Genomic DNA, 19,732 nt, shown 5'->3' with positions numbered 1-19,732 from the left:
GGTGGGGGCGGGCAAGGGGCGGGCGGTCACGCGAGGAACGCCAGCCTCTCGCGTCGTACGGGATGGGCGAAACCGTCGCCCGCGGCCCAGCGCGTCACCTCGCCGATCGCGGTGTCGGCGAGGCGTTCCCACTCGCTGCCCTGGGAACCGGCCAGATGGGGGGTGATCAGTGCGTTCGGGCAGTCCCACAGCGGGTGGTCCGCGGGCAGTACCTCCGGGTCCGTCACGTCGAGGACCGCGCGGATGCGGCCGGCGCGAACCACGTCGGTCAGCGCGTCCTGGTCGACGACGGCGCCGCGCGCGGTGTTGATGAGCGTGGCGCCCGGCCGCATTGCACTCAGCAGCTCCCTGCTGACCAGGCCCGTCGTACTGGGCAGCAGCGGCGTGTGGACGCTCAACAGATCGCTGCGCGTGCAGAGTTCGGGCAGGGCCACCTGCTCCACCCCGAGCTCTGACACGTCCTCCTCGGACACGTAAGGGTCGTGCAGCAGCACCTCGAAGTCGAAGGGGCGCAGCAGTTCGATCACCCGGCGGCCGATGAGCGAGGCGGACAGGATGCCCACCGTGCGGCGGTAGTTGCCCACCTCGTGCGAGGTCAGCAGCCAGTCGCCGCGCTCGCGCAGTCGGCGGAAGTCGCGGGCCCGCTCCAGGACGTGCTTGCCGTGCAGCAGGATCATCGCGAGCGTGTACTCGGCGACCGGCAGCGCGTTGGCCGCGGCCGCCGAGGACACCGCGATGCCGCGCTCCCAGCAGGCGTCGGTGACGTGCCCGCGCACCGAACCGGCCGAGTGCACCACGGCCTTGAGTGCGGGCGCCGCCGCCAGCACGTCGGCATCCAGCGGCGGGCAGCCCCAGCCGGTGACGAGCACCTCGACGTCGGCGAGCGCCTCCTTCGCCCGGGCGCTCGACAGATCGTCGAGTACGGGCAGCGGCGCGAGGTCGCAGACCTCGGTGAGCGCGGCCATCGACCGCGGCGTGAAGACGGCCGCCGCGGCCTGGGGGGACATGGCCAACGCCGTGCGGGGCTTGCTCACTTGACCGACCCCGCCGTCAGGCCGGACTTCCAGAAGCGCTGGAGGAAGACGAACGCGAGGACGAGAGGGAGCACCGCGAGGAGCGAGCCCATGATCACCACCGGGTAGTACTCGGGCGAGACGGTCGCCTGGCTGTTCCATTGGAACAGGCCGAGGCTGACGGGATACAGATCCTGGTTCGACAGCATCACCATCGGCAGGAAGAAGTTGTTCCAGATCGTCGTGAGCTGGAAGAGGAAGACGGTCACCAGGCCGGGGCCCAGCATCCGCAGCGCGACCTTGAAGTACGTCGCGAGTTCGCTCGCGCCGTCGACGCGCGCGGCCTCCAGGACCTCGTTCGGCACGTACCCCTGGGCGAAGATGCGGCCGAGGTACACGCCGAACGGGTTGAACAGCACCGGGATGAACACGGACCAGAAGGTGTTCACGACGCCGGCCGCCGACGCGATCAGATACAGCGGCAGCGCCAGCACCGTCTGCGGCACCATGACGGCGGCGAGCACCAGGCCGAACAGCTTCTCCTTGTGCCGGAAGTGGTACTTGTCGAAGGCGTAGCCGCAGGCGACGCTGATCAGGGCGCCGATGGCCGCGCCGAGGACCGCGTACAGCAGGCTGTTCCCGTACCAGCGGGTGTAGAGGCCGCCGTCCATCGCGAACAGGTCCTTGAGGTTCTGCACGAACGAGAAGTCGCTGAACGACAGGATGCTGCTGCTGAACAGGGCGTCGCGGGACTTGGCCGAGGCGAGGACCAGCCACAGGACCGGGAGCAGCGTGTAGAGCACGGAGATCGCGACGACGACGTTGACCGTCGCGCGCCCCAGCGTCCGCGGGCGCAGGAGGGTGGAGTCGGTGGCGCTCATCGGGCGTCCTCCTCGGCCGAGTTGACGCGGTTGGTCCAGCGGGTGACCCCGTAGGAGACGGCGATGGTGATGATCAGCAGGATCACCGAGGCGGCGGCCGCGAGCGAGTAGTTGTTGCGGCTGAAGGCCGCGTCGTAGATGTACATGCTGGGCGAGAACCGGGTGTCGACCATCTGCGAGGACTGATGCAGCAGCATCGGCTCGGTGAACAGTTGCAGCGCCCAGATCAGCGTGAACATCGCGACCATGACCACCGAGGAGCGCACCAGCGGCGTCTTCACCTGAAGCGCGGTGCGCACGGGACCCGCGCCGTCGACGACGGACGCCTCCAGGACCTCGCGGGGGACCGCCTGCAGCGCCGCGTAGAAGATCACCATGTTGTAGCCGAGGTTCGACCACAGGGCGATGTTCACGATCGACGGCAACGTGGTGTGCAGACCCAGGAAGTCGATCTGGATGTCCGCCTTGCCCAGCGCCTCGACGACCGGGCTGATGCCGGGCGTGTAGAGGTACAGCCAGATCAGGGCGGCGATGATGCCGGGCACCGCGTGCGGCAGGAACAGACCCAACTGGGCCCAGGACCGCAGCCGTACGACACCGGAGTCGAGCAGCAGGGCCAGCGTGAGCGAGCCGATCACCATCAGCGGGATGTAGATCACGCAGTACAGCGCGACCGTGCCCAGGCCGGACAGGAACGTCGGGTCGGTGATGACGGCGGCGTACGAGCGCAGGCCCACGAAGACGCTGCGTTCGGGTCCGAAGCCGAGGCCGGGCTGGTCGTCGCTGAAGAAGCTCAGCCACACCGCGGTGCCGACCGGGATGAGGAAGACGAGTGTGAGGAGGACGAAGAACGGCGCCATCAGGACGCCGGCCGCACCGCCGCGGCGGCGCTTGGCCGCCCGCTGTGCCTTGCGCGCGTCGTCCCGCACCTCCTGCGGGACGGGCGGGGCCGTGCGGGCCTGAGCTGTTGTCGCGGTCATGGGTCACCTGCCTTTCGGGGTGCGGGCGGTCACGTGGACCGGGTGGTGGTCTTGAGGCCGAGCGCCTTCAGGTCCGGCATCGTGCCGTCCTGCGCGGCGCGCGCGGCGGACAGCAGGGTGCCGGAGCCGGCGCCCGCACGGGCGAAGGCGTCCTGCATGACAAAGCCGGTCGCGGTCATGCGCGGACCCCAGACCCAGCCGTCGCGGATCTTGTGGGCCTCCTGTTCGAAGAGCTCGTAGATGTCCTGTCCGCCGTAGTACGCCTTGTTGAACGCCTTGCTGCCGACCGGAACCAGATCGCTCACGGCCGGGTACTGGCTGCTCGCGCCGCTGGAAAGGCGGGCCTTGAGGGCGTCGGGGTGCGAGACCTGCCACTCGATGAACTCCATGGCGGCCTCGGGCTTGCTGCTGTTCTTCGTGACGGCGAACGTGGAACCGCCGTGGGTGCCGAGCGACGGCTTGTCCGGTGTCCACTGGGGGAGTGGCGCGATGCGCCACTGGCCCTTCTGCTCGGGGTGCGCGTTCATCTGCGCGCCCGCGTCCCAGGCCCCGCTGAGCCGGGTCAGGACCAGGCCGTTGCCGATCTGAGCGTCGGCGATGCGGGCGCTGGAGGCGTTGGTGTAGACGAGTCCCTCGTCGATGAGGCGCTGCCAGTACGCGGCGACCTTGCGGGTCGGGGCGTCCGCCATGGAGACGTTCCACGCGCCGTGCGAGGTGTCGAACCACTGGGCGCCCGCCTGGCAGGCCCACGCGGCGAACTGCGTCATCCCGTCGGTGGGGAACAGCGTGAGCCTGCGACCGCCGCCCGTGCGCCGCACCTTGCGCGCCAGGACCGCGAACTCGTCCCAGGTGGTGGGGACCTCGAAGCCGTACTTGTCGAAGAGGTCCTTGCGGTAGTGCATCACCATCGGCTCGACGTCCAGCGGCACACTGAAGGTGTGCTTCTCGAAGGTCGTCAGGCCGAGCGCCTGCGGAAGCAGCTTGCGGCGCAGCTTGTCGCCGATGAGGTCGGTGATGTCGCGCGCGACACCGTCGATGGCGAAGCCCGGCAGCTGGGGGTACTCGATGGTGGCGACGTCGGGGGCGTTGCCCGCGCGTGCCGCGTTGCTCAGCTTCAGATAGCCGCCCTGTGTGCCGGACGGGACCTGTTGGTAGTCGACCTGGATGTGGTCGTGCGTCTTGTTGAACTCGTCCACCACCTCCTGGCTGCCCCGGAGGGCGGACCAGAAGGTGATGGTCGTCTTGCCTGTCCTGCGTGAGCTAGAGCTTGCCGACGCCGCGCTGTCGTTCCCGCTGCAGGCGCCAAGGGCGCCCGTCAGGGGCAGCGCGGTGATCGCGGCGAGCACCGATCGACGGCTCTGTCGACCAGGCATGGGCGCCTCCCGCGGCTCCTGCGTGTTCGAGTCACGGGAATCCTGATCGGTTCACGAGATGCGGTCAATAGATCGATCAGAAGAAAATGAAACGATCAAACGCTCACTGTGCGGTGGGAGTTGAGGAAAGCGGCTCGCGATACGGGGCGGAACGGGTGGAACCGCGCACCTTGAGCGTCGGCAGCAGCTCGGCGCGGTACGCGGGGCCGGCCGCCGCGCCCCGGCCCAGGCGGCGCAGCAACAGTTCGGCCGCCGACCGGCCGACCTCCGCCTTCGGCGGGGACACGGCCGTCAGGGGCGTGCTGCCGAGGCCGGCGACGACGTCGTCGTACGCGATGGCCGAGCAGTCCTCCGGGACGCGGACGCCCGCGTCGCGCAACGACTGGACGAGCATCAGCGCGTCGACGTCGCCGTGCAGCAGCACGCCCGTGGCGCCCAATTCCTCCAGCAGTGGCGGGAGTTCGAGCGGTCGTTCGGCGTGCTCCGCCTCCGGTTCGGGGACGGCGGTGGGGGAGCTGAGGGCGACGGCCCACTTGTCGACCCCCGGATGGCCCGCCGCGATCTCGGCGAACGCCGCACGCACCGCGCGCGCCGTCGGGCTGTCGTTGCGCGCCGCGAGCACGATGCGGCGGTGGCCGAGGCCCGTGAGGTGTTCGACGGCGAGGTGCACGCCGTACCAGTGGTCGGTGCACACCGTGTCCACGGCGTGCAGCGCGCTGCCCCGACGGGGCCTGCGCTCCATCACCACGGTCGGCACGTCGACGCGTGCGAGCCAGGCGTAGTCGGCCTCCTCGGTGGCGAGGCTGCGCCAGCGCGGGGCGATCAGCAGGCCGCGGGCGCCGTCCGCCAGGGCCCGCTCCACGAGGGGCTGTTCGGCGCCCGGGGCGGCGGGTGCGATGTGCAGGGCGATCCGGACCCCGGCCTCCTCGAACGCGGTGCGGGCGCCGTGCAGCATCTCGTACAGATACGCGTGCCGCTCGGGGACGACGACGGCGACGGGCCCGCCGTCCGGGCCCGGTCCTGAGGCCGACTCCCGGGACGCGCCCGGCTCCTGTCGCCGATCGGGGCCCTCGTCCTGTTCGGGCAGGATCGGGCGGGCGATGCCGTGGCCGCGGCGGAGTTTGCCCGCGCGGGCGAGCTCCTCCACGTCCCGGCGGAGCGTCACCACCGACACCGCGAGTTCCGTGGCCAGATCGCTGACCCGCGTCGCGCCGCGCGCCTGAACGGCGGCGAGAATTCGCTGCCGCCTGAGATCGACCGGTTCGCGCATGCTGGTGGCCCCCTCGTGTCCCGCTGGTCCCGCTGTTCGTTTGAGCGTTTCGCTGAACGCTTCGGCCGAGCATAACCAGCGGTCGGCGTCGGGCGTCAGCCCTCCGCCGGATTCGGCTCCGCCGACACGTGATCGAGGACGGTGCCGAAGCGCTGGTCGTAGGCCATGGGGGCGGAGGCGTGGGTGGGGAGTCGGGCGAGCGGGCGCTCGGCGTCGAGGGTGGCGGTGAGCGTATGAGCGCTGAAGGGTGATCCGGCCGAACCCGCGCCGGCGGCGGATGTGGCAGGGACGTCTCCACCTCGGTGAACCGATAAGCCATGGCCGGTGGGGCGCGTATGCTCCGGCAAGTGACGAGGACCGGCATACGCGATGCCCAGTTGAACCGGCTGTGGGGAGCCGTGTGCGTCTCCGGCGGGATCTTCCTGCTCCTGTGGGCGTTGTCGTGGCTCAATGCGAACGTGCTCAACGAGGATCTGCAGAATCGCTGCGAAGACCTGCACACGGCCGACTTCCTGTTCGAGAAGTCGTGCACCCACGCGGACGGGAGCGTCGAGGGAGCGAACAGCGTGCTCCTCGACGGGCCCTTCTTCGGCTCGCTGGCCGTCGGCGCGGCATGTCTGACAGCTGCGTTGGTACTCGAGGGCGTCCGCAGGAAGTAGTCCTCGGCCGCCAGGGCGACTCGGACTCCAGGCCAAGTCCGTAGATGCGACGCAGGTATGCGTCGGTGCGGCGGCCCGGTGTCCCGCGGCGGGTGTCAGCCGTGGTGGGCGTTCGGGCCCGGACGCACCGGCAGCCGGCGCACGCTGTTGCCCACGAAACTGGCGTTCACCGGCAGTTCCTCCTCGCGGACGGCCAGGTCAAGCGCGGGGAACCGGGAGAACAGCCGCTCCAGCGCCACCGTGGCCTCCAGCCGGGCCAGCGGGGCGCCCAGACAGTAGTGCGCCCCGTGCCCGAGCGAGAGATGTCGGCTTGCCGGGACGCGTGCGACGTCGAAGCGGTCGGCGTCCGGACCGTGCGCCGCCGGATCGCGGCCCGCTCCCGAATAGCCGGCGAGCACCGGCGTGCCCTTCGGGATCAGCGTGCCGTCGACCGTGAGGTCGCGTGTCGGGTAGCGGAACGGGAAGTAGCTGACCGGGCCGTCCCAGCGCAGCGTCTCCTCCACGACATCCGGCCAGCCGGCCTTCCCGTCCCGCACCAGGGCGAGCTGGTCGCGATGGGCGCACAGCGCGCGCACCGCGTTCGTGATCAAGTTGAGCGTGGTCTCGTGCCCGGCGACGACGAACAGCATGAGGGTGCCGATCAGCTCCTCGCGGCTGAGCCGGTCGCCATCCTCCTCGTGGGCCGCGAGCAGCGCGCTCGTCAGATCGTCGCCCGGCTCCCGGACGCGCGAGGCGACCACCTGGGCCAGCAGCGCCACCATCTCCTGGTTGGCGGCCACGGCTCTCGCCGGTTCGATGTTCGTGGCCACGACCTCGCTGGACAGCTGGTGCAGCGTGTCCCTGAACTCCGTTTCCACGCCGAAGAGCTCACAGATCACCCCCATCGGCAATGGCAGCGCGAAGTGCGTGCGGAGATCCGCGACGCCGTCCCCGTCCCGTGCCGCCACGGCCAGTGCGTCCAGCAGCTCGTCCGTCAGCGCCTCCACCCGCGGCCGCAGCGCCTCGACCCGCCGCGCCGTGAACGCCCGGCTCACCAGCGAGCGCAGCCTCCGGTGGTCCTCGCCGTCGGCCGTCGTCATCCCGCGCACCGTCGCGAACGTCCGCAGCGGCCACCCGTCGGGTATCCGGCCATCGGCGAGCGCCGCGAAGTGCCGCGCGTCCTTGGCGACATCGCTGTGGCCCAGGAACTCCCGCAGCGCGTCGTGGCCCAGCACGAGCATGCCCGGCACGTCGTCGGGCAGCATCACGGCAGCCACCGAGCCGTTCGCGCGCAAGCGGGCGTTGCGCGCGTGCGGGCAGCCGCCCGAGGGGTCGATGCGGTGGGGCGGGCCCGAGGCGGAGGTGGTGGGGGCCGTGGACATATCGCGCTCCTTGCGCGCCGAAGGACGGCTGATGCACCGGATCACAACCGGTGCGCCGGGTACGGATCACGGCTGATGCTAGGGCGACTCGGACTCCAGGCCAAGACCGTAGATCCGCTCGAGCAACCACGCTTCGTTGCCCGCGAGGCCCGCCCTGCTGAGGGCCTCGTCGGCCTCGGCGATCGGTACGGTGAGCACCGCCGCCGTGGCCGGTTGCTCGGATGCGGAGAGGGCCGCGCGGGCCGTGTGCATGAGGCGCAGGCAGGCCTGTGCCGCGGCCAACTCGGGGTTCATGGTCAGCTGTCCGTGGTTCCTGGTCCCGTTCATGACTCCACTCTTGCGCATGGGTCTGACAATCCGTCCGAGACGGCGCGGGTACTACCCTCGGGAAGATCCACTCAAGGGTGAGGAGGGACCGTACTTGTCGTCGCCGCTCGCGTTCTCGCTGTTCGATCCGGCCGCCGGGCAAGGCCTGCGCCAGCTCGCCGAGTTGAGTCTCGCCCTGGTGCTCTCCACGCTGATCGGGGCGGAACGCGCCGTCCAGCAGAAGAGCGCGGGGCTACGCACGCACACCCTCGTCGGCGTGGGAAGCGCGCTGTTCATGGAGGTGTCGCAGCACGGGTTCAACTCCGTGCTCGGCCTGGACGGCGTGTCGTTCGACCCGTCGCGCGTCGCCGCGCAGATCGTCTCCGGCATCGGCTTCATCGGCGGCGGTCTCATCTTCGTGCGGCGCGACGCGGTGCGCGGACTGACCACCGCGGCGACCGTCTGGCTGACGTGCGCCATAGGGATGGCCTGCGGCGGCGGGTTGCCGCTGCTGGCGTTCGCCGCGACCGCCTGTCACTTTCTGGTCGTCCGCGGCTACCCGTGGCTGACGCGGCGCGTGCCGGCACTGGCCACGGAGCGGCGTTCGGGCCTGCACCTCGCCTACCGGGTCGGCTCCAGCGTCCTCACCCGCGTACTGGAGGAGTGCACGAGCCGGGGCTTCCGGGTCGTCGAACTGCGCAACGACAGCGCCGACTGGGAACCCGGCCGGGGCCGGATCGGGACCATGGCCGTACGCATGGAGATCGAGGGGGCATCCGACGTGCCGCAACTCGTGGCCGTATTGGCGGAGTTGGACGGGGTGCTGGACGTCGCCTCGCTGACGGCGGCGCCGGACGAGTAGTCGGACGGGCAGGTGACGACAGGCCCTACGCGCGCGTGCCGTGCCACGACCGCCACAGCGCCGCGTACGCGCCGTCCGCCGCCACCAGCTCCGCGTGCGGGCCGAGTTCGGTCAGTCGGCCGTCCTCCATGACCGCCACCCGGTCCGCGTCGTGCGCGGTGTGCAGACGGTGGGCGACGGCGATGACCGTGCGGCCGTGGAGAACGGCCGCCAGGGCGAGTTCGGTGTGGCGGGCCGTCGCCGGATCGAGCAGGGCGGTCGCCTCGTCGAGGACCACGGTGTGCGGGTCCGCCAGCACCACGCGGGCCAGCGCCAGTTGCTGCGCCTGCGGGCCGTCGAGGCGCAGGGCGCCGGCGCCGAGTTCCGTGTCCAGGCCCTGGGGGAGCGCGTCCGCCCAGTCGTCGGCGCCGACCGCCGCGAGCGCCGCGCTCAGGTCCGCGTCGGACGCCTCGGGCGCGGCGATGCGCAGGTTGTCGCGGACCGAGCCGAGGAAGACGTGGTGCTCCTGGGTGACCAGGACGATGTGTCGGCGCAGCTGTTCGGGGGCGAGCGCGGTTACCGGGACGCCGCCCACGCTGACCGTCCCGGTGCGTGGCGCGTCGATCGCCGCGAGGAGTTTGCTCAGCGTGGTCTTGCCCGCCCCGGACGGGCCGACCACCGCGAGCCGTTCCCCCGGCCGCACCGTCAGGTCGACGCCGTGGACGACATCGGCCCCACCCTCGTACGCGTAGTGCACCGAGCGCAGTTCGATGGCGTCGCCGGACGGGACGACCTCCTCGCGCGCGGGCACGCGTGGTTCCGTGCCGATGCCCTCGACGCGGGCGAACGAGGCGCCGCTGCTCTGAAGTTGTTCCACCCAGAACAGGATCGTGTCCAGCGGCCCCGACAGTTGGCGCAGATACAGGGCGCACGTGACGATCGCGCCGAGGCTCGCACCGTCGTGCGCGTGCAGGGTGCCGCCCACCAGGAGGACGGCGGCGACCGGCAGGGCGTACGAGAAGTCGACCGAGGGAAACAGCACGCTTCGTAGGGACAGGGTGCGCATACGGGTGCGGTAGCTGTGCCGGATGCCCCGCTCGCAGGCCTCGATCCGCTGTTCCTGGAGGCGGAACGCCTCGACGGTGCGGGCTCCGGACGCCGTCGCCGCGAGCTGCTCCGCGAGGTGCGAGTCCGCCTCGCCCTGGGCGAGATACGCGGTGCGCGCGCGGCGCAGATACCAGCGCACCGCCGCCGGGATGCCGGCCAGGCAGCACAGGGCGACGAGTCCGAGCACCGGCTCGACCACGACGACGGCGGCCGCGAGGCATACGACCTGCGCCGCCGACACGAACACGTCGGGTCCCGCGTCGCGCAGCGCGCTCGCGACGGCCGCCACGTCGTTCGTGCCCCGGTTCGTGAGGTCGCCGGGTCCCGCCCGGTCGACCACGGAGGCGGGCAGCCCGAGGGCCCGGTCCACGAAGCGGTCCCGCACCCGCGCCGCGGTCCGCTCCCCGAACCGGTGCCCCACCAGCCGCGCCCAGCGCAGGAGCAGGAGCTGGGCCACGGCACAGCACAGGATCACCAGCGCCGCCCGGTCTACGTGCCCCACACTCGTGCCGCCCCGCACGTCGTCGACGATCCGACCGAGCAACCAGGGCCCGACGATCCCGGCCCCCGCCGCCAGGCAGTTCAGCACCATCGTCGAGGCAAAGGCACGCCGATCCGCACGGACGAGTCCAACCGCGGCGCGCCGCACGGTGGCCCGGTCGGCGACGGGGAGGGAGGCGTGGGGTGTACTCATGACTCGGCTCCCATCGCGGGCACGGCGCCAGTCGGGGTCGGTCGCGGACCGATAGCGCCTGCCTGCCGGGGCTTCGGGGGCACGCAGGCGAGCGCCGGCTGTCGGGCGGCGTGCCGTGTTCCGTGCGGCGTCCTCATGACTCGGCTCCCGCCGCAGGCACCTCGCCCGGTTGCGGGGCGGTGTCCGTGCCCCGGGCCACCAAGCGGCGGTACTCCTCGTCGCGGGCCAGCAGTTCGCGGTGGCTGCCCGTGGCGCGGAGCGATCCGCCGTGCAGGAAGCACACCACGTCCGCCCGGTCGAGCAGGAGCGGGGACGTGCCCGTGACCACAGTGGTGCGGCCGTGTCGCGCCGTCCGCAGCCGGTCCGCGGTGCGCGCCTCCGTGTGGGCGTCGAGGGCGGATGTGGGCTCGACGGCGAAGAGGATCTCGGGGTCCGCGTTCAACGCCCTTGCCAGCCGCAGACGTTGGCGCTGGCCGCCCGACAGGTTGCGCCCCTGGGCGAGCAGCGGGCCGGTCGGCAGGTCGTCGGCCGCCGCCGCGTGCAGCGCGGCCGTCACCGCCGACTCGTCCGGCACCTGCCGCCGCCCCGCCACCGCCTCCCGCACCGTCCCCGCGAACAGGTCCGCCTCGGGCGTCGCGAGCAGGATGCGGCGGCGGACCTCCGCCAGGTCCACCGCGTTCAGCGGGACGTCACCCCAGGTGGTCGATGTCGGGGCGAAGCGGCCCAGTCGGTCGGCCACAGCCGCTGCCTCGCCGGGGCGTGCCGACACCAGCGCCGTGAGCCGACCCGGCGCCACCGTCACCCCGGACACCGGGTCGTACAGTGCCGCACCCTCCGGCGGGCCCGGCACGGGGGAGAGGTGTCCGCCCGACTCGGGCTCCAGCGCCAGGAACCGCAGCACCCGTCGCGCCGCGACGAGTCCGCGCCCCAGGTCGTAGCCGCCCTCGATGAACGCCTCGACCGGCACGACCAGCATCGCCACATACCCGTACACGGCCACCAACTCGCCGATGGACAGCTCGCCCTGGGCCGTCATCCGGGCCCCGAGCCACGTCACCACGGCGAGGAAGACCGCGGGGAGGCCGACGGCCAGCGCCTGGATCCAGCTGATCACGCGCGCCACCCGGTACCCCTCCGCGCGCAGTCCCGCCGTGTCCCGGCGCAGCCGGTCCACGTACACGTCCTTGCCGCCGAGCCCGGCGAGCACCCCGAGGCCGCCCACCAGGTCCGCGAGCCGCGCCGCCAGCACGCCCTGCCGCTCCCGGTAGCCGGACTCGGCGCCCTGCAACCGTGTCAGGAGCGGCCCCAGCGCGCCGGCGAGCAGCGGCACGCCCAGCAGGATCACCGCCGCCAACAGCCCTGAGATCGACAGGAGCAGCCCCGCCACCACCGCGTACGCGACGACCGCGCCGACACCGGGACCCGCGATCGTCAGCGTCTGGCTGATGCGCTGGACGTCCCCGACGCCGATGGTGACGACCTCGCCCGCCGCGACGCGCCGCGGCAGCGCGGCCCCGAGCACCGTGGCGTGCCGCGTGACGAGCCGCGTCGTTCGGAAGGTGGCATCGAGGCGCACCCGGGTCATCGTGCGGTGCCGCATGATCGCGAGCCACGCGTTGACCGCGCCGAGGGCGACGAGGACGCCGCACCACTCGTACAGCGCGCGGGAATCGCCGCCCCGCAGCCCGTCGTCCACGGCGCGCGACAGGACGTAGGGCGGGAGCGCGAGCCCCACCATCCACAGGCTGCCGAACGTCGCCCCGGCGGCGACGCGGCCGCGTTGGCGTGTGACGAGCCACCCCAAGTAGCGCGCCGGACCGCGAAGTTCCGGGACGCCGGGATCGACGCCGGAGAGCCTGACGTCGGGCGGGTCCGTGGTGGCGGCACTCATTGCCGCACCCTATGCGGGGCGTCGGAGCCCCCGGTAGATCACCTGCGCGTCAGCCGCAGCCGCAGTCCGCGCGGCATCAGCGTCAGCCGCTCCGTGATGGCGAGCCGGTAGTCGGGCTCGGGGCTCAGGTCGTAGCGGCGCAGCAGCAGGCCGAGCACCAGCGTGGCCTCGTGCAGGGCGAACTGGCGGCCGATGCAGGCGCGGGCGCCCGTGCCGAACGGCTTGAAGACATGGGCGGGGCGGGCGCGGACCGCCTGTGGGGTGAACCGCTCCGGGTCGAAGGTCTCCGGGTCCTCGCCCCACGCGGCCGGGTCGCGGTGCAGCATCGTCGTCAGGACCAGCGCCCACGCGCCGCGCCGCATCGGGTGCGTGCCACCGAGTGTCGTGTCCGCGAGCGCCTCGCGCGCGAAGGCGGGTGCGGTCGGCCAAAGGCGCAGCGACTCGTCCAGTACCCGCCGCAGGTAGCGCAGCTTGGCGACCTGCTCGTACGCGGGAACGTCGGCGTCGCCCCACACCCGGTCGACCTCGTCCCGGGCCTTCGCGAGGACCTCCGGGTTCTGTGCGAGGTAGTGCAGGGCGAAGGACAGCGCGCCGGACGTCGTCTCGTGCCCGGCCACCAGGAACGTGATGACCTGGCGGCGGATGTTCTCTGGCGAGAGCCGCTCGCCGGTCTCCGGATGCGTCACCTCCAGCATCCGGTCGAGCAGGTCGCCGGGCCCGCCGTCGGAGGCGCGTCGCGCCGCGACCACCTCGTCGACCGTGCGGTTCAGATACGCACGGTCCGCCGCGTTGCGCTTTTCCGCGCCGCGCAGCAGGACGGACAGCAGCGGCGGCACCACGTTGCGGCGCTGCGCGAACGTCAGCGCGCCGACCATCGCCGTGACGAATGGGTGCGGCCGCTCGCGCTCGAACGACCCGAAGTCGTGCCCGAACCCGGTCCGCGCGATCGTCTCCAGGGTCAGCTTGGTCATGTCCGCGGGAACGTCGACCGTGCGGCCCGCGCCCTCGCTGGTGTCCCAGGACGCCATCAGCTGCCCCGCCACGTCCAGCATCAGCGGGTGGTAGCCGGCCATCGCGTCGCGGCTGAAGCCCGGCGCCAGGATGTCGTGCGCGAGCTGCCAGTTGGGCTCGTGGTTGTACGCCGTGAACAGGCCGTCGCCCGCGACGGGGCGCAGATTCGCGACACCGAGCCCGACGTGCTTGGCGAACCGCGACTCGTCGGCCAGCTCCGCCGCGAGGTCCGCGCCCGAGACGAACACGATCTCCTTGCCGAACCCTTTGCGTCGGAAGATCGGCCCCAGTTCGGCGGCGAGCTTCATCGAATCCTGCAACGGGGAGCGGACGTTCGCGCCGACGACGTCACCGATGAACGGGACCCGACGGGACGGGTGCGGGATGCGGTCCAGGCGCGGCCACCCCTGCTCGGCACTGCGAAAACCTCGCGGCAGCGGGGTCCCCGCGGCCTGCGTCACCTGCGGCGTCGTCATCGTGTCCATCTCCCTTGCACCGATGCCCTGTTGGAGCACCCGGACCACACTGTTAGACGTGGATTCAATAACGGGCCACAGTCTGGGCCTGTTATTGAACTCACGTCAAGTAAGCGCTACCGGTCCAGTAGGGTGCGGCCCATGACCAGGGAGCGAGCGGGAGTGTCGGCGACGGGGGAGCGCACCCGGCGCAGACTCAGCACGCAGGAGCGCCGTGAGCAACTGCTCGCCGTGGGTGCCAAGTTGTTCGCGCAGGCCCCCTACGGCGACGTATGGATCGAAGAGGTCGCGGAGATCGCCGGTGTCTCGCGCGGGCTGCTCTACCACTACTTCCCGAACAAGCGGGACTTCTTCGCCGCCGTCGTGCAGCGCGAGAGTCGGCGGATGCTGCGCCTGACCGCGGCCGTGCCGGGCATCCCCGTGCGCGACCAGCTCGGCACGGGCCTCGACACCTTCCTCGAATACGTCGCCACGCACGCGCACGGCTTCCGCGCCTTCCACCGCGCCGAGGCGGCGGGCGACCCGGCCGTGCGCGCGGCGTATCAGGAGGGACTCGCCGCGCACGAGGAGCAGATTATGGCCGCCCTCGCGGCGGACCCGCACATCACCGACAGCCTCCCCGCGCCGGACGTGCTGCGCCTGGCCGTGCGCGGCTGGCTCGCGTTCCTCGTCGCCGTCTGTCTCGACTGGCTCGACGCCTCGGAGCTCACGCGCGAGCAGGTGAGGGACCTGTGCGCCCGGGCGCTGGTGGGAGCGATCGGGTTGTGACGGGCCCGGGGCGGATGCGCCGGTGCAGGAGCGCCAAGGCGTGCCCCGAGGGTCATAAGGGTAACTTGCAAGGCTTCCTGTCTACCTCGTACGGTGTCGACATGTCAGCAACGCAGTCAGCCGCAGGGGACGAGCCGCCCACCGGGCAGCTCGCCGCCGATCTCGCCACCGTCGTCGGCCGGCTCTCGCGCCGGCTGCGCAGCGCGTCGCCGGACAGCCTGCTCACCCCCACCCAGCGCGCCGTTCTCGCCCGACTGGAGAGCGAGGGCCCCGGCACGACCGCCGCCCTCGCCCGCGGCGAGTACGTGCGGCCGCAGTCCATGCGGCTCACGCTCGGCGCCCTGGAGGAACAGGGCTTCGTGTCGCGCGCACCGGACCCGACCGACGGGCGGCAGTCCGTCGTGTCGATCACCGACAGTGGTCGTGCCACCCTCGACGCCGTCCGGGCCGCCAAGCACGGCTGGCTCACCCAGGCGCTCACCGACGAACTCGACGCCGCCGAGCTGTACACCCTCACCGAGGCCACCGCGCTGCTCGAACGGCTGGTGCGCAAGTGACACAAGGCGTGGGAGACCAGGCCGTCGTCACGGGCGAAGGCGAGGCTCCCGCGCGTCAGCAGGGATTCCGGGCCCGGCTCACTGCGCCCCTGCTCCTCGGCTCAGTGCTCAACCCGCTCAACACCACGATGATCTCCACCGCCCTGGTGGCCATCGGGCACGACTTCGGGATCGGCGCCGCCGACACCGCCTGGCTGATCTCCGTCCTCTACCTGGCGAGCGCCGTCGCCCAGCCGGTCCTCGGCAAGCTCGCCGACACGCTGGGCCCGCGCCGCGTTTTCCTGGCCGGGCTCGTCGTCGTATGCGTCTCGGGAGTCGTCGGCGCGCTGGCGCCCGCCTTCGGCTGGCTCATCGTCTCCCGGCTGCTCCTCGGCATCGGCACCTCCGCCGCCTACCCGGCCGCGATGGCCGTGCTGCGCGACGAGGGCCGCCGGGTGGGCCGCCGCCCGCCGCGTCCCGTCATGGCCCGGCTCTCCTTCGCGGCGCTCGGCAGCGCGGCGGTCGGACCTACGCTGGGCGGTCTGCTCGTCATGGTCGTCGGCTGGCGCGGCATCTTCGCGGTCAACGTGCCGGTGGCGGCGATCGCGTTCGCCGCCGCCCTGCTGTGGATCCCGCGCGACCCCGCACGTTCCACGGACGGGGAACCGGCACCGCGCCCCGCCCTCGACCCCCTCGGCATCGGGCTGTTCACCACGGCCCTGACCGTCCTGGTCTTCTTCCTCCTCGACCTGTCCGACCCCATGTGGTGGCTGCTCGCGCCCTTCGTCGCGTTCACCGGTGTGCTGGTGTGGTGGCAACTGCGCAGCCGCGCGCCGTTCATCGACGTCCGCATGCTCGCGGGGAACGGCCCGCTGGCCCGCACGTACCTGCGCCACGGCCTGAGCTATCTGCTCATCTACTGCGTGATGTACGGATTCACCCAGTGGCTGGAGGAGGGGCGCGGCTTCTCCTCCGGGCACACCGGGCTCCTGATGCTCCCGATGTCGCTGACGGCGCTGGTCTGTTCGCTGCTCGGCGCCCGCACCAAGGGCATCCGCGCCCCGCTCATCACCGCGTGCGTGCTGCTCACGGCGGGCGCGGGACTGCTCGTCTTCCTCGACGGCGACACACCGCTGGCGCTGCTGCTCCTCGCGGGCGCGTGCTTCGGCATCCCGCAGGGCTTCGTCGGCACCTGCAATCAGGCAGCCGTGCAGGAGCACGCCCCTGCGGCCGACATCGGCGCCGCCGCGGGCCTCCAGCGCACCGCCCAGTACATCGGCGCCATCACCGCGTCGAGCCTGATTGCCCTCGCCTACGGGCAGCGCGCCAGCGACAGCGGGCTGCACCTGATGGCCGGCGTCTCCGTCGTCCTCGGTGTCCTCCTGGCGGCCCTGACGGTGACGGACCGGGCCCTGCGCAGGAGTTGAGCCGACGGAGCGCCATAATGCGCCCATGGATCATGAGACCTCGCGGACGTTCGTCGACTCCTGGGTGTCGGCGTGGAACGCGCACGACCTGGACGCCCTGCTGGCCCACTTCGCGGACGACGTGACGTTCCGCTCGCCGGTGGCCGCGCAACTGCTCGGCGGCGACGGCGTCATGCGCGGCAAGGACGCGCTGCGGGCCTATTGGCAGGAGGGGCTTCGGCGCATCCCCGACCTGAGGTTCGAGGTGGTGGGCAGCTACGTGGGCGTGGACAGCCTGGTCATCAACTACCGCAATCAGAAGGGCGGTCTCGTCAACGAGGTGCTGATCTTCGACGGGCCGCTCGTCGCCGAGGGGTACGGCACCTACCTCGGCGAGGACGCCAACCCGGCCGGAGCCCGCTGAGTTCGTTCAGGAGGCCGGTGGCCTCGGCGGCTGCTGTGCGCGCTCCAGGAAGCGCAGCAGCTCGACCGGGAAGGGCAGCACCAGCGTGGAGTTCTTCTCGGCGGCGACCGCCACCACGGTCTGCAACAGCCGAAGTTGGAGCGCGGCCGGCTGTGCGGACATCTCCTTGGCGGCCTCGGCCAGCTTCTTCGAGGCCTGCAACTCGGCGTCGGCGTTGATGACACGCGCCCTGCGTTCACGGTCGGCCTCGGCCTGCCGGGCCATCGAGCGTTTCATCGACTCGGGCAGCGACACGTCCTTGATCTCGACGCGGTCGATCTGCACGCCCCAGCCGACGGCCGGGCTGTCGATCATCAGCTCCAGGCCCTGGTTGAGCTTCTCGCGGTCGGAGAGCAGATCGTCGAGGTCGCTCTTGCCGATGATGGAACGCAGCGAGGTCTGCGCCATCTGGGAGACCGCGAACCGGTAGTCTTCGACCTGGACCAGCGCGTTCGCCGGGTCGACGACCTTGAAGTAGATGACGGCGTCCACGCGCACCGTCACGTTGTCCCGCGTGATGCCGTCCTGCGCGGGCACCGGCATCGTCACGATCTGCATGTTGACCTTGCGCAGCCGGTCGATCATCGGCACGACCATCGTGAACCCCGGCTCGCGGGCGCTCCCCGCCAGCCGCCCCAGACGGAACACGACACCGCGCTCGTACTGCTTCACCACCCGGGCCGCGGCCGCCGCGTACACCAGAAGAACGCAGACCAGCGCCACGCCCGCGATCGCCAGTTCCTGGACCATGGCGACACCCCCAGGTGTCCTAGTCCTCCGCTCAATCAACGATATGCCTGGTGTGCCGCTCCAGTCGAGGGGCGTACGGGGTCCACGGGACCACGTTTTCACGCGACCACGTCGCACGGGACCACGCTTCATTCCGCGTCGTGGAGCACGAGCCCCAGCGTGCGGCGCCGACCCGAGCGGACCGTGCTCACACCGTGTCGCATCGGGCCGTTCGACCAGCCGCGCACCGAGCGCACCGGACGGTCACGCGTCGTGAACACCAGCGCGTGCCCCTGGAGCAGGGGCGTCGAGTAGCCGCGCGACTGGGCGCGCGCCCGCTGCTCCGTCATCAGGAACTCGCCGCCGCTGAAGTCCTCGCCCGGCACGTCCAGGCCGATCACGACCTGCAACGGGAACACCAGCTCGCCGTAGATGTCGCGATGCAGCGCGTTCCAGTCGCCTGGTCCGTAGCGCAGCAGGATCGGCGTCGGCCGCGCCTGGCCCGCCGCGTGGCACCGCTCCAGCCACTCGTCGAGGGTGTCCGGCCACGGCGCGCTCCGGTTCAAGCGCCGCGCCCACTCCCGCGCGACGGGCAGCAGCCGCGGATAGAACGCGGCGCGCAGCTCCCGTACGAGCTCGGGCAGCGGGTGGTCGAAGTAGCGGTACTGGCCGCGGCCGAACCGGTAGCGCTCCATGTCGATCGTCGACCGGAACCGGTGCACGTCGTCGTAGAGCGCGGCGACGGACCGGCACTCGTCGGCGGTGAGCACCGGAGTCGGCGTCAGGGCATGGCCGAACGCGTCGAGCTCCGCGCCGAGGGCGGCCCAGTCGAGGGCCTCCACCCGGGCCTGCGGGGCGGTCGTGGTGCCTGTCATCGCTGTGCATCTCCGAAGGTGGGCGGCAGTGGTCACGACACCAGCCTCACCGGCCGGGACGCGGTGTGCTGGCGGCAATCGGACGCCACGTTCGGTGGGGTAATGTGGCCGCTCCGTGCAGCACCGCGAGCGAACGAGGAGGTGAGTCCGATCACCGTTGTGTCAGGTCGGGAGCTCCCTTCTCCCGCCGTACGCCCCGCCCGCTCGCGCTGAGCGTGGCCTCGGCCGTCCGGTGACCGGGAGCCCCTTCGGCGTCCCGAGAGGCCACCCCCTTATGCCGCTTTCCCCATCGACCGGCTCACCCCTTCCCACGGATTCCGCCGCAGTGGTCGAGGCCCTGCGCGCCGCCGGCTGCGTCTTCGCCGAGGACGAGGCACGCGTCCTGCGCTCCAGCGCCCGCGACGCGGCCGAACTCGCCGCCATGGTCGAGCGCCGCGCCAGCGGACTGCCCCTGGAACACGTCGTCGGCTGGGCGGAGTTCTGCGGGCTGCGGGTCGCCGTCGACCCCGCCGTCTTCGTGCCGCGCCGCCGCACCGAGTTCCTGGCCCGCCAGGCCCTCACCCGCACGCAGCCCGGCGCCGTCGTCGTCGACCTGTGCTGCGGCACGGGCGCCGTGGCCGCCGTCCTGGCCGCCCGCCGCCCGGCCCGGCTGCACGCCGCCGACCTCGACCCCGCGGCCGTGCACTGCGCCCGCCGCAACCTCGCCCCGCTCGGCGGCGAGGTCCACGAGGGCGACCTGTACGCGCCGCTGCCCACCGACCTCAGGGGCCACGTCGACACCCTGGTGGCGAACGGGCCCTACGTCCCCACCGGAGACGTCCCGCTGCTGCCGCCCGAGGCCCGCGAGCACGAGCGGCGCATCGCGCTCGACGGCGGGCACGACGGCCTGGACGTGCTGCGCAGGGTGGCGGGCGAGGCTCCGGACTGGCTCGCGCCCGGCGGCCACCTCTTCGTGGAGACGAGCGAACGCCAGGCCGCCGCGGCGCAGGCGGCCGTGCGCGCGGCGGGCCTGCACGCGCGCGTGGTCACGAACGAGGACCTGTACGCCACGATCGTCGTCGGTACACGCATCTGCTGACGCGGGGTTTCATC

General features: G+C 71.9%; 18 protein-coding genes and 1 pseudogene. 7 read left to right on the top strand and 12 right to left on the bottom strand.

All coding sequences use genetic code 11. The annotated features are described in order from the left end of the window. Positions 1–26: 26 nt before the first annotated feature. The 5 genes from ACIA8D_RS21640 to ACIA8D_RS21620 all read right to left on the bottom strand — a co-directional run bounded on the left by ACIA8D_RS21640 (position 27) and on the right by ACIA8D_RS21620 (position 5,517). A complete protein-coding gene (locus ACIA8D_RS21640) occupies positions 27–1,007 on the bottom strand; it encodes a hydroxyacid dehydrogenase (protein ID WP_399234462.1) in 981 nt (326 codons plus the stop codon). 23 nt (positions 1,008–1,030) lie between these two features. Continuing rightward, positions 1,031–1,894: a carbohydrate ABC transporter permease gene (locus tag ACIA8D_RS21635; protein ID WP_399234460.1), complete on the bottom strand. Its 864-nt coding sequence runs from the start codon at positions 1,892–1,894 to the stop codon at positions 1,031–1,033. Continuing rightward, entirely contained in the window at positions 1,891–2,874 is a 984-nt protein-coding gene (locus tag ACIA8D_RS21630) for a carbohydrate ABC transporter permease (RefSeq protein ID WP_399234458.1), read from the bottom strand. Before ACIA8D_RS21630 ends, ACIA8D_RS21635 begins: the two co-directional genes overlap by 4 nt. 29 nt (positions 2,875–2,903) lie before the next feature. Further along, the gene (locus ACIA8D_RS21625) at positions 2,904–4,247 is read right to left on the bottom strand and encodes an ABC transporter substrate-binding protein (protein ID WP_399234456.1); all 1,344 of its coding nucleotides are present in this window, start codon (positions 4,245–4,247) and stop codon (positions 2,904–2,906) included. A 103-nt stretch (positions 4,248–4,350) separates the two neighbouring features. Beyond that, positions 4,351–5,517 carry a substrate-binding domain-containing protein gene (locus ACIA8D_RS21620; protein ID WP_399234455.1) on the bottom strand — a complete coding sequence of 389 codons (1,167 nt, stop codon included), beginning with the start codon at positions 5,515–5,517 and terminating at the stop codon, positions 4,351–4,353. Between the two features lie 347 nt (positions 5,518–5,864). Between ACIA8D_RS21620 and ACIA8D_RS21615 the strand changes: the two genes are divergently transcribed. Next, positions 5,865–6,176 (top strand): hypothetical protein, encoded by a 312-nt coding sequence (locus tag ACIA8D_RS21615; protein WP_399234453.1) that lies wholly within the window; start codon positions 5,865–5,867, stop codon positions 6,174–6,176. A 95-nt stretch (positions 6,177–6,271) separates the two neighbouring features. On the opposite strand, the gene ACIA8D_RS21610 is transcribed toward ACIA8D_RS21615, so the two are convergent. Together ACIA8D_RS21610 and ACIA8D_RS21605 are read right to left on the bottom strand one after the other, a co-directional pair. Next, positions 6,272–7,537 carry a cytochrome P450 gene (locus ACIA8D_RS21610; protein ID WP_399234451.1) on the bottom strand — a complete coding sequence of 422 codons (1,266 nt, stop codon included), beginning with the start codon at positions 7,535–7,537 and terminating at the stop codon, positions 6,272–6,274. A gap of 78 nt (positions 7,538–7,615) precedes the next feature. After that, positions 7,616–7,864, bottom strand: a complete 249-nt coding sequence (locus ACIA8D_RS21605; protein ID WP_399234449.1) for a hypothetical protein — start codon at positions 7,862–7,864, stop codon at positions 7,616–7,618. Between the two features lie 94 nt (positions 7,865–7,958). Here ACIA8D_RS21605 and ACIA8D_RS21600 point away from each other — a divergent pair, with 94 nt between their 5' ends. Beyond that, positions 7,959–8,705 (top strand): MgtC/SapB family protein, encoded by a 747-nt coding sequence (locus ACIA8D_RS21600; protein WP_399234447.1) that lies wholly within the window; start codon positions 7,959–7,961, stop codon positions 8,703–8,705. 25 nt (positions 8,706–8,730) lie between these two features. Here ACIA8D_RS21600 and ACIA8D_RS21595 read toward each other — a convergent pair whose 3' ends face one another. The 3 genes from ACIA8D_RS21595 to ACIA8D_RS21585 form a co-directional block, all read right to left on the bottom strand. Beyond that, entirely contained in the window at positions 8,731–10,485 is a 1,755-nt protein-coding gene (locus tag ACIA8D_RS21595; protein ID WP_399234445.1) for an ABC transporter ATP-binding protein, read from the bottom strand. Positions 10,486–10,618: 133 nt separating this feature from the next. Next, on the bottom strand, positions 10,619–12,376 hold the full coding sequence (locus tag ACIA8D_RS21590) for an ABC transporter transmembrane domain-containing protein (RefSeq protein ID WP_399234443.1): 1,758 nt from the start codon (positions 12,374–12,376) through the stop codon (positions 10,619–10,621). Positions 12,377–12,414: 38 nt separating this feature from the next. Then, on the bottom strand, positions 12,415–13,863 hold the full coding sequence (locus tag ACIA8D_RS21585; protein WP_399234441.1) for a cytochrome P450: 1,449 nt from the start codon (positions 13,861–13,863) through the stop codon (positions 12,415–12,417). A 141-nt stretch (positions 13,864–14,004) separates the two neighbouring features. Between ACIA8D_RS21585 and ACIA8D_RS21580 the strand changes: the two genes are divergently transcribed. From ACIA8D_RS21580 to ACIA8D_RS21565, 4 genes are all read left to right on the top strand, one after another. Beyond that, entirely contained in the window at positions 14,005–14,631 is a 627-nt protein-coding gene (locus ACIA8D_RS21580; protein WP_399234439.1) for a TetR/AcrR family transcriptional regulator, read from the top strand. 101 nt (positions 14,632–14,732) lie between these two features. Next, positions 14,733–15,188, top strand: coding sequence for a MarR family winged helix-turn-helix transcriptional regulator (locus ACIA8D_RS21575; protein WP_399234437.1), 456 nt, complete (start codon positions 14,733–14,735; stop codon positions 15,186–15,188). 8 nt (positions 15,189–15,196) lie between these two features. Continuing rightward, positions 15,197–16,594, top strand: coding sequence for an MFS transporter (locus tag ACIA8D_RS21570; RefSeq protein ID WP_399234601.1), 1,398 nt, complete (start codon positions 15,197–15,199; stop codon positions 16,592–16,594). A gap of 25 nt (positions 16,595–16,619) precedes the next feature. Continuing rightward, on the top strand, positions 16,620–16,997 hold the full coding sequence (locus tag ACIA8D_RS21565; RefSeq protein ID WP_399234435.1) for a nuclear transport factor 2 family protein: 378 nt from the start codon (positions 16,620–16,622) through the stop codon (positions 16,995–16,997). A gap of 12 nt (positions 16,998–17,009) precedes the next feature. On the opposite strand, the pseudogene ACIA8D_RS21560 reads toward ACIA8D_RS21565, so the two are convergent. Next, a pseudogene (locus tag ACIA8D_RS21560) lies at positions 17,010–17,786 on the bottom strand (slipin family protein); the annotation flags it as partial. A 128-nt stretch (positions 17,787–17,914) separates the two neighbouring features. After that, positions 17,915–18,640 (bottom strand): 2OG-Fe(II) oxygenase, encoded by a 726-nt coding sequence (locus ACIA8D_RS21555; protein WP_399234433.1) that lies wholly within the window; start codon positions 18,638–18,640, stop codon positions 17,915–17,917. Positions 18,641–18,914: 274 nt separating this feature from the next. Here ACIA8D_RS21555 and ACIA8D_RS21550 point away from each other — a divergent pair, with 274 nt between their 5' ends. Continuing rightward, on the top strand, positions 18,915–19,718 hold the full coding sequence (locus ACIA8D_RS21550) for a putative protein N(5)-glutamine methyltransferase (protein WP_399234431.1): 804 nt from the start codon (positions 18,915–18,917) through the stop codon (positions 19,716–19,718). Positions 19,719–19,732: the final 14 nt, after the last annotated feature.

It is taken from the genome of Streptomyces sp. NPDC051684 (assembly GCF_044453445.1).
Lineage (GTDB): Bacteria > Actinomycetota > Actinomycetes > Streptomycetales > Streptomycetaceae > Streptomyces.
This window is presented reverse-complemented; position numbering and strand designations above follow the sequence as displayed.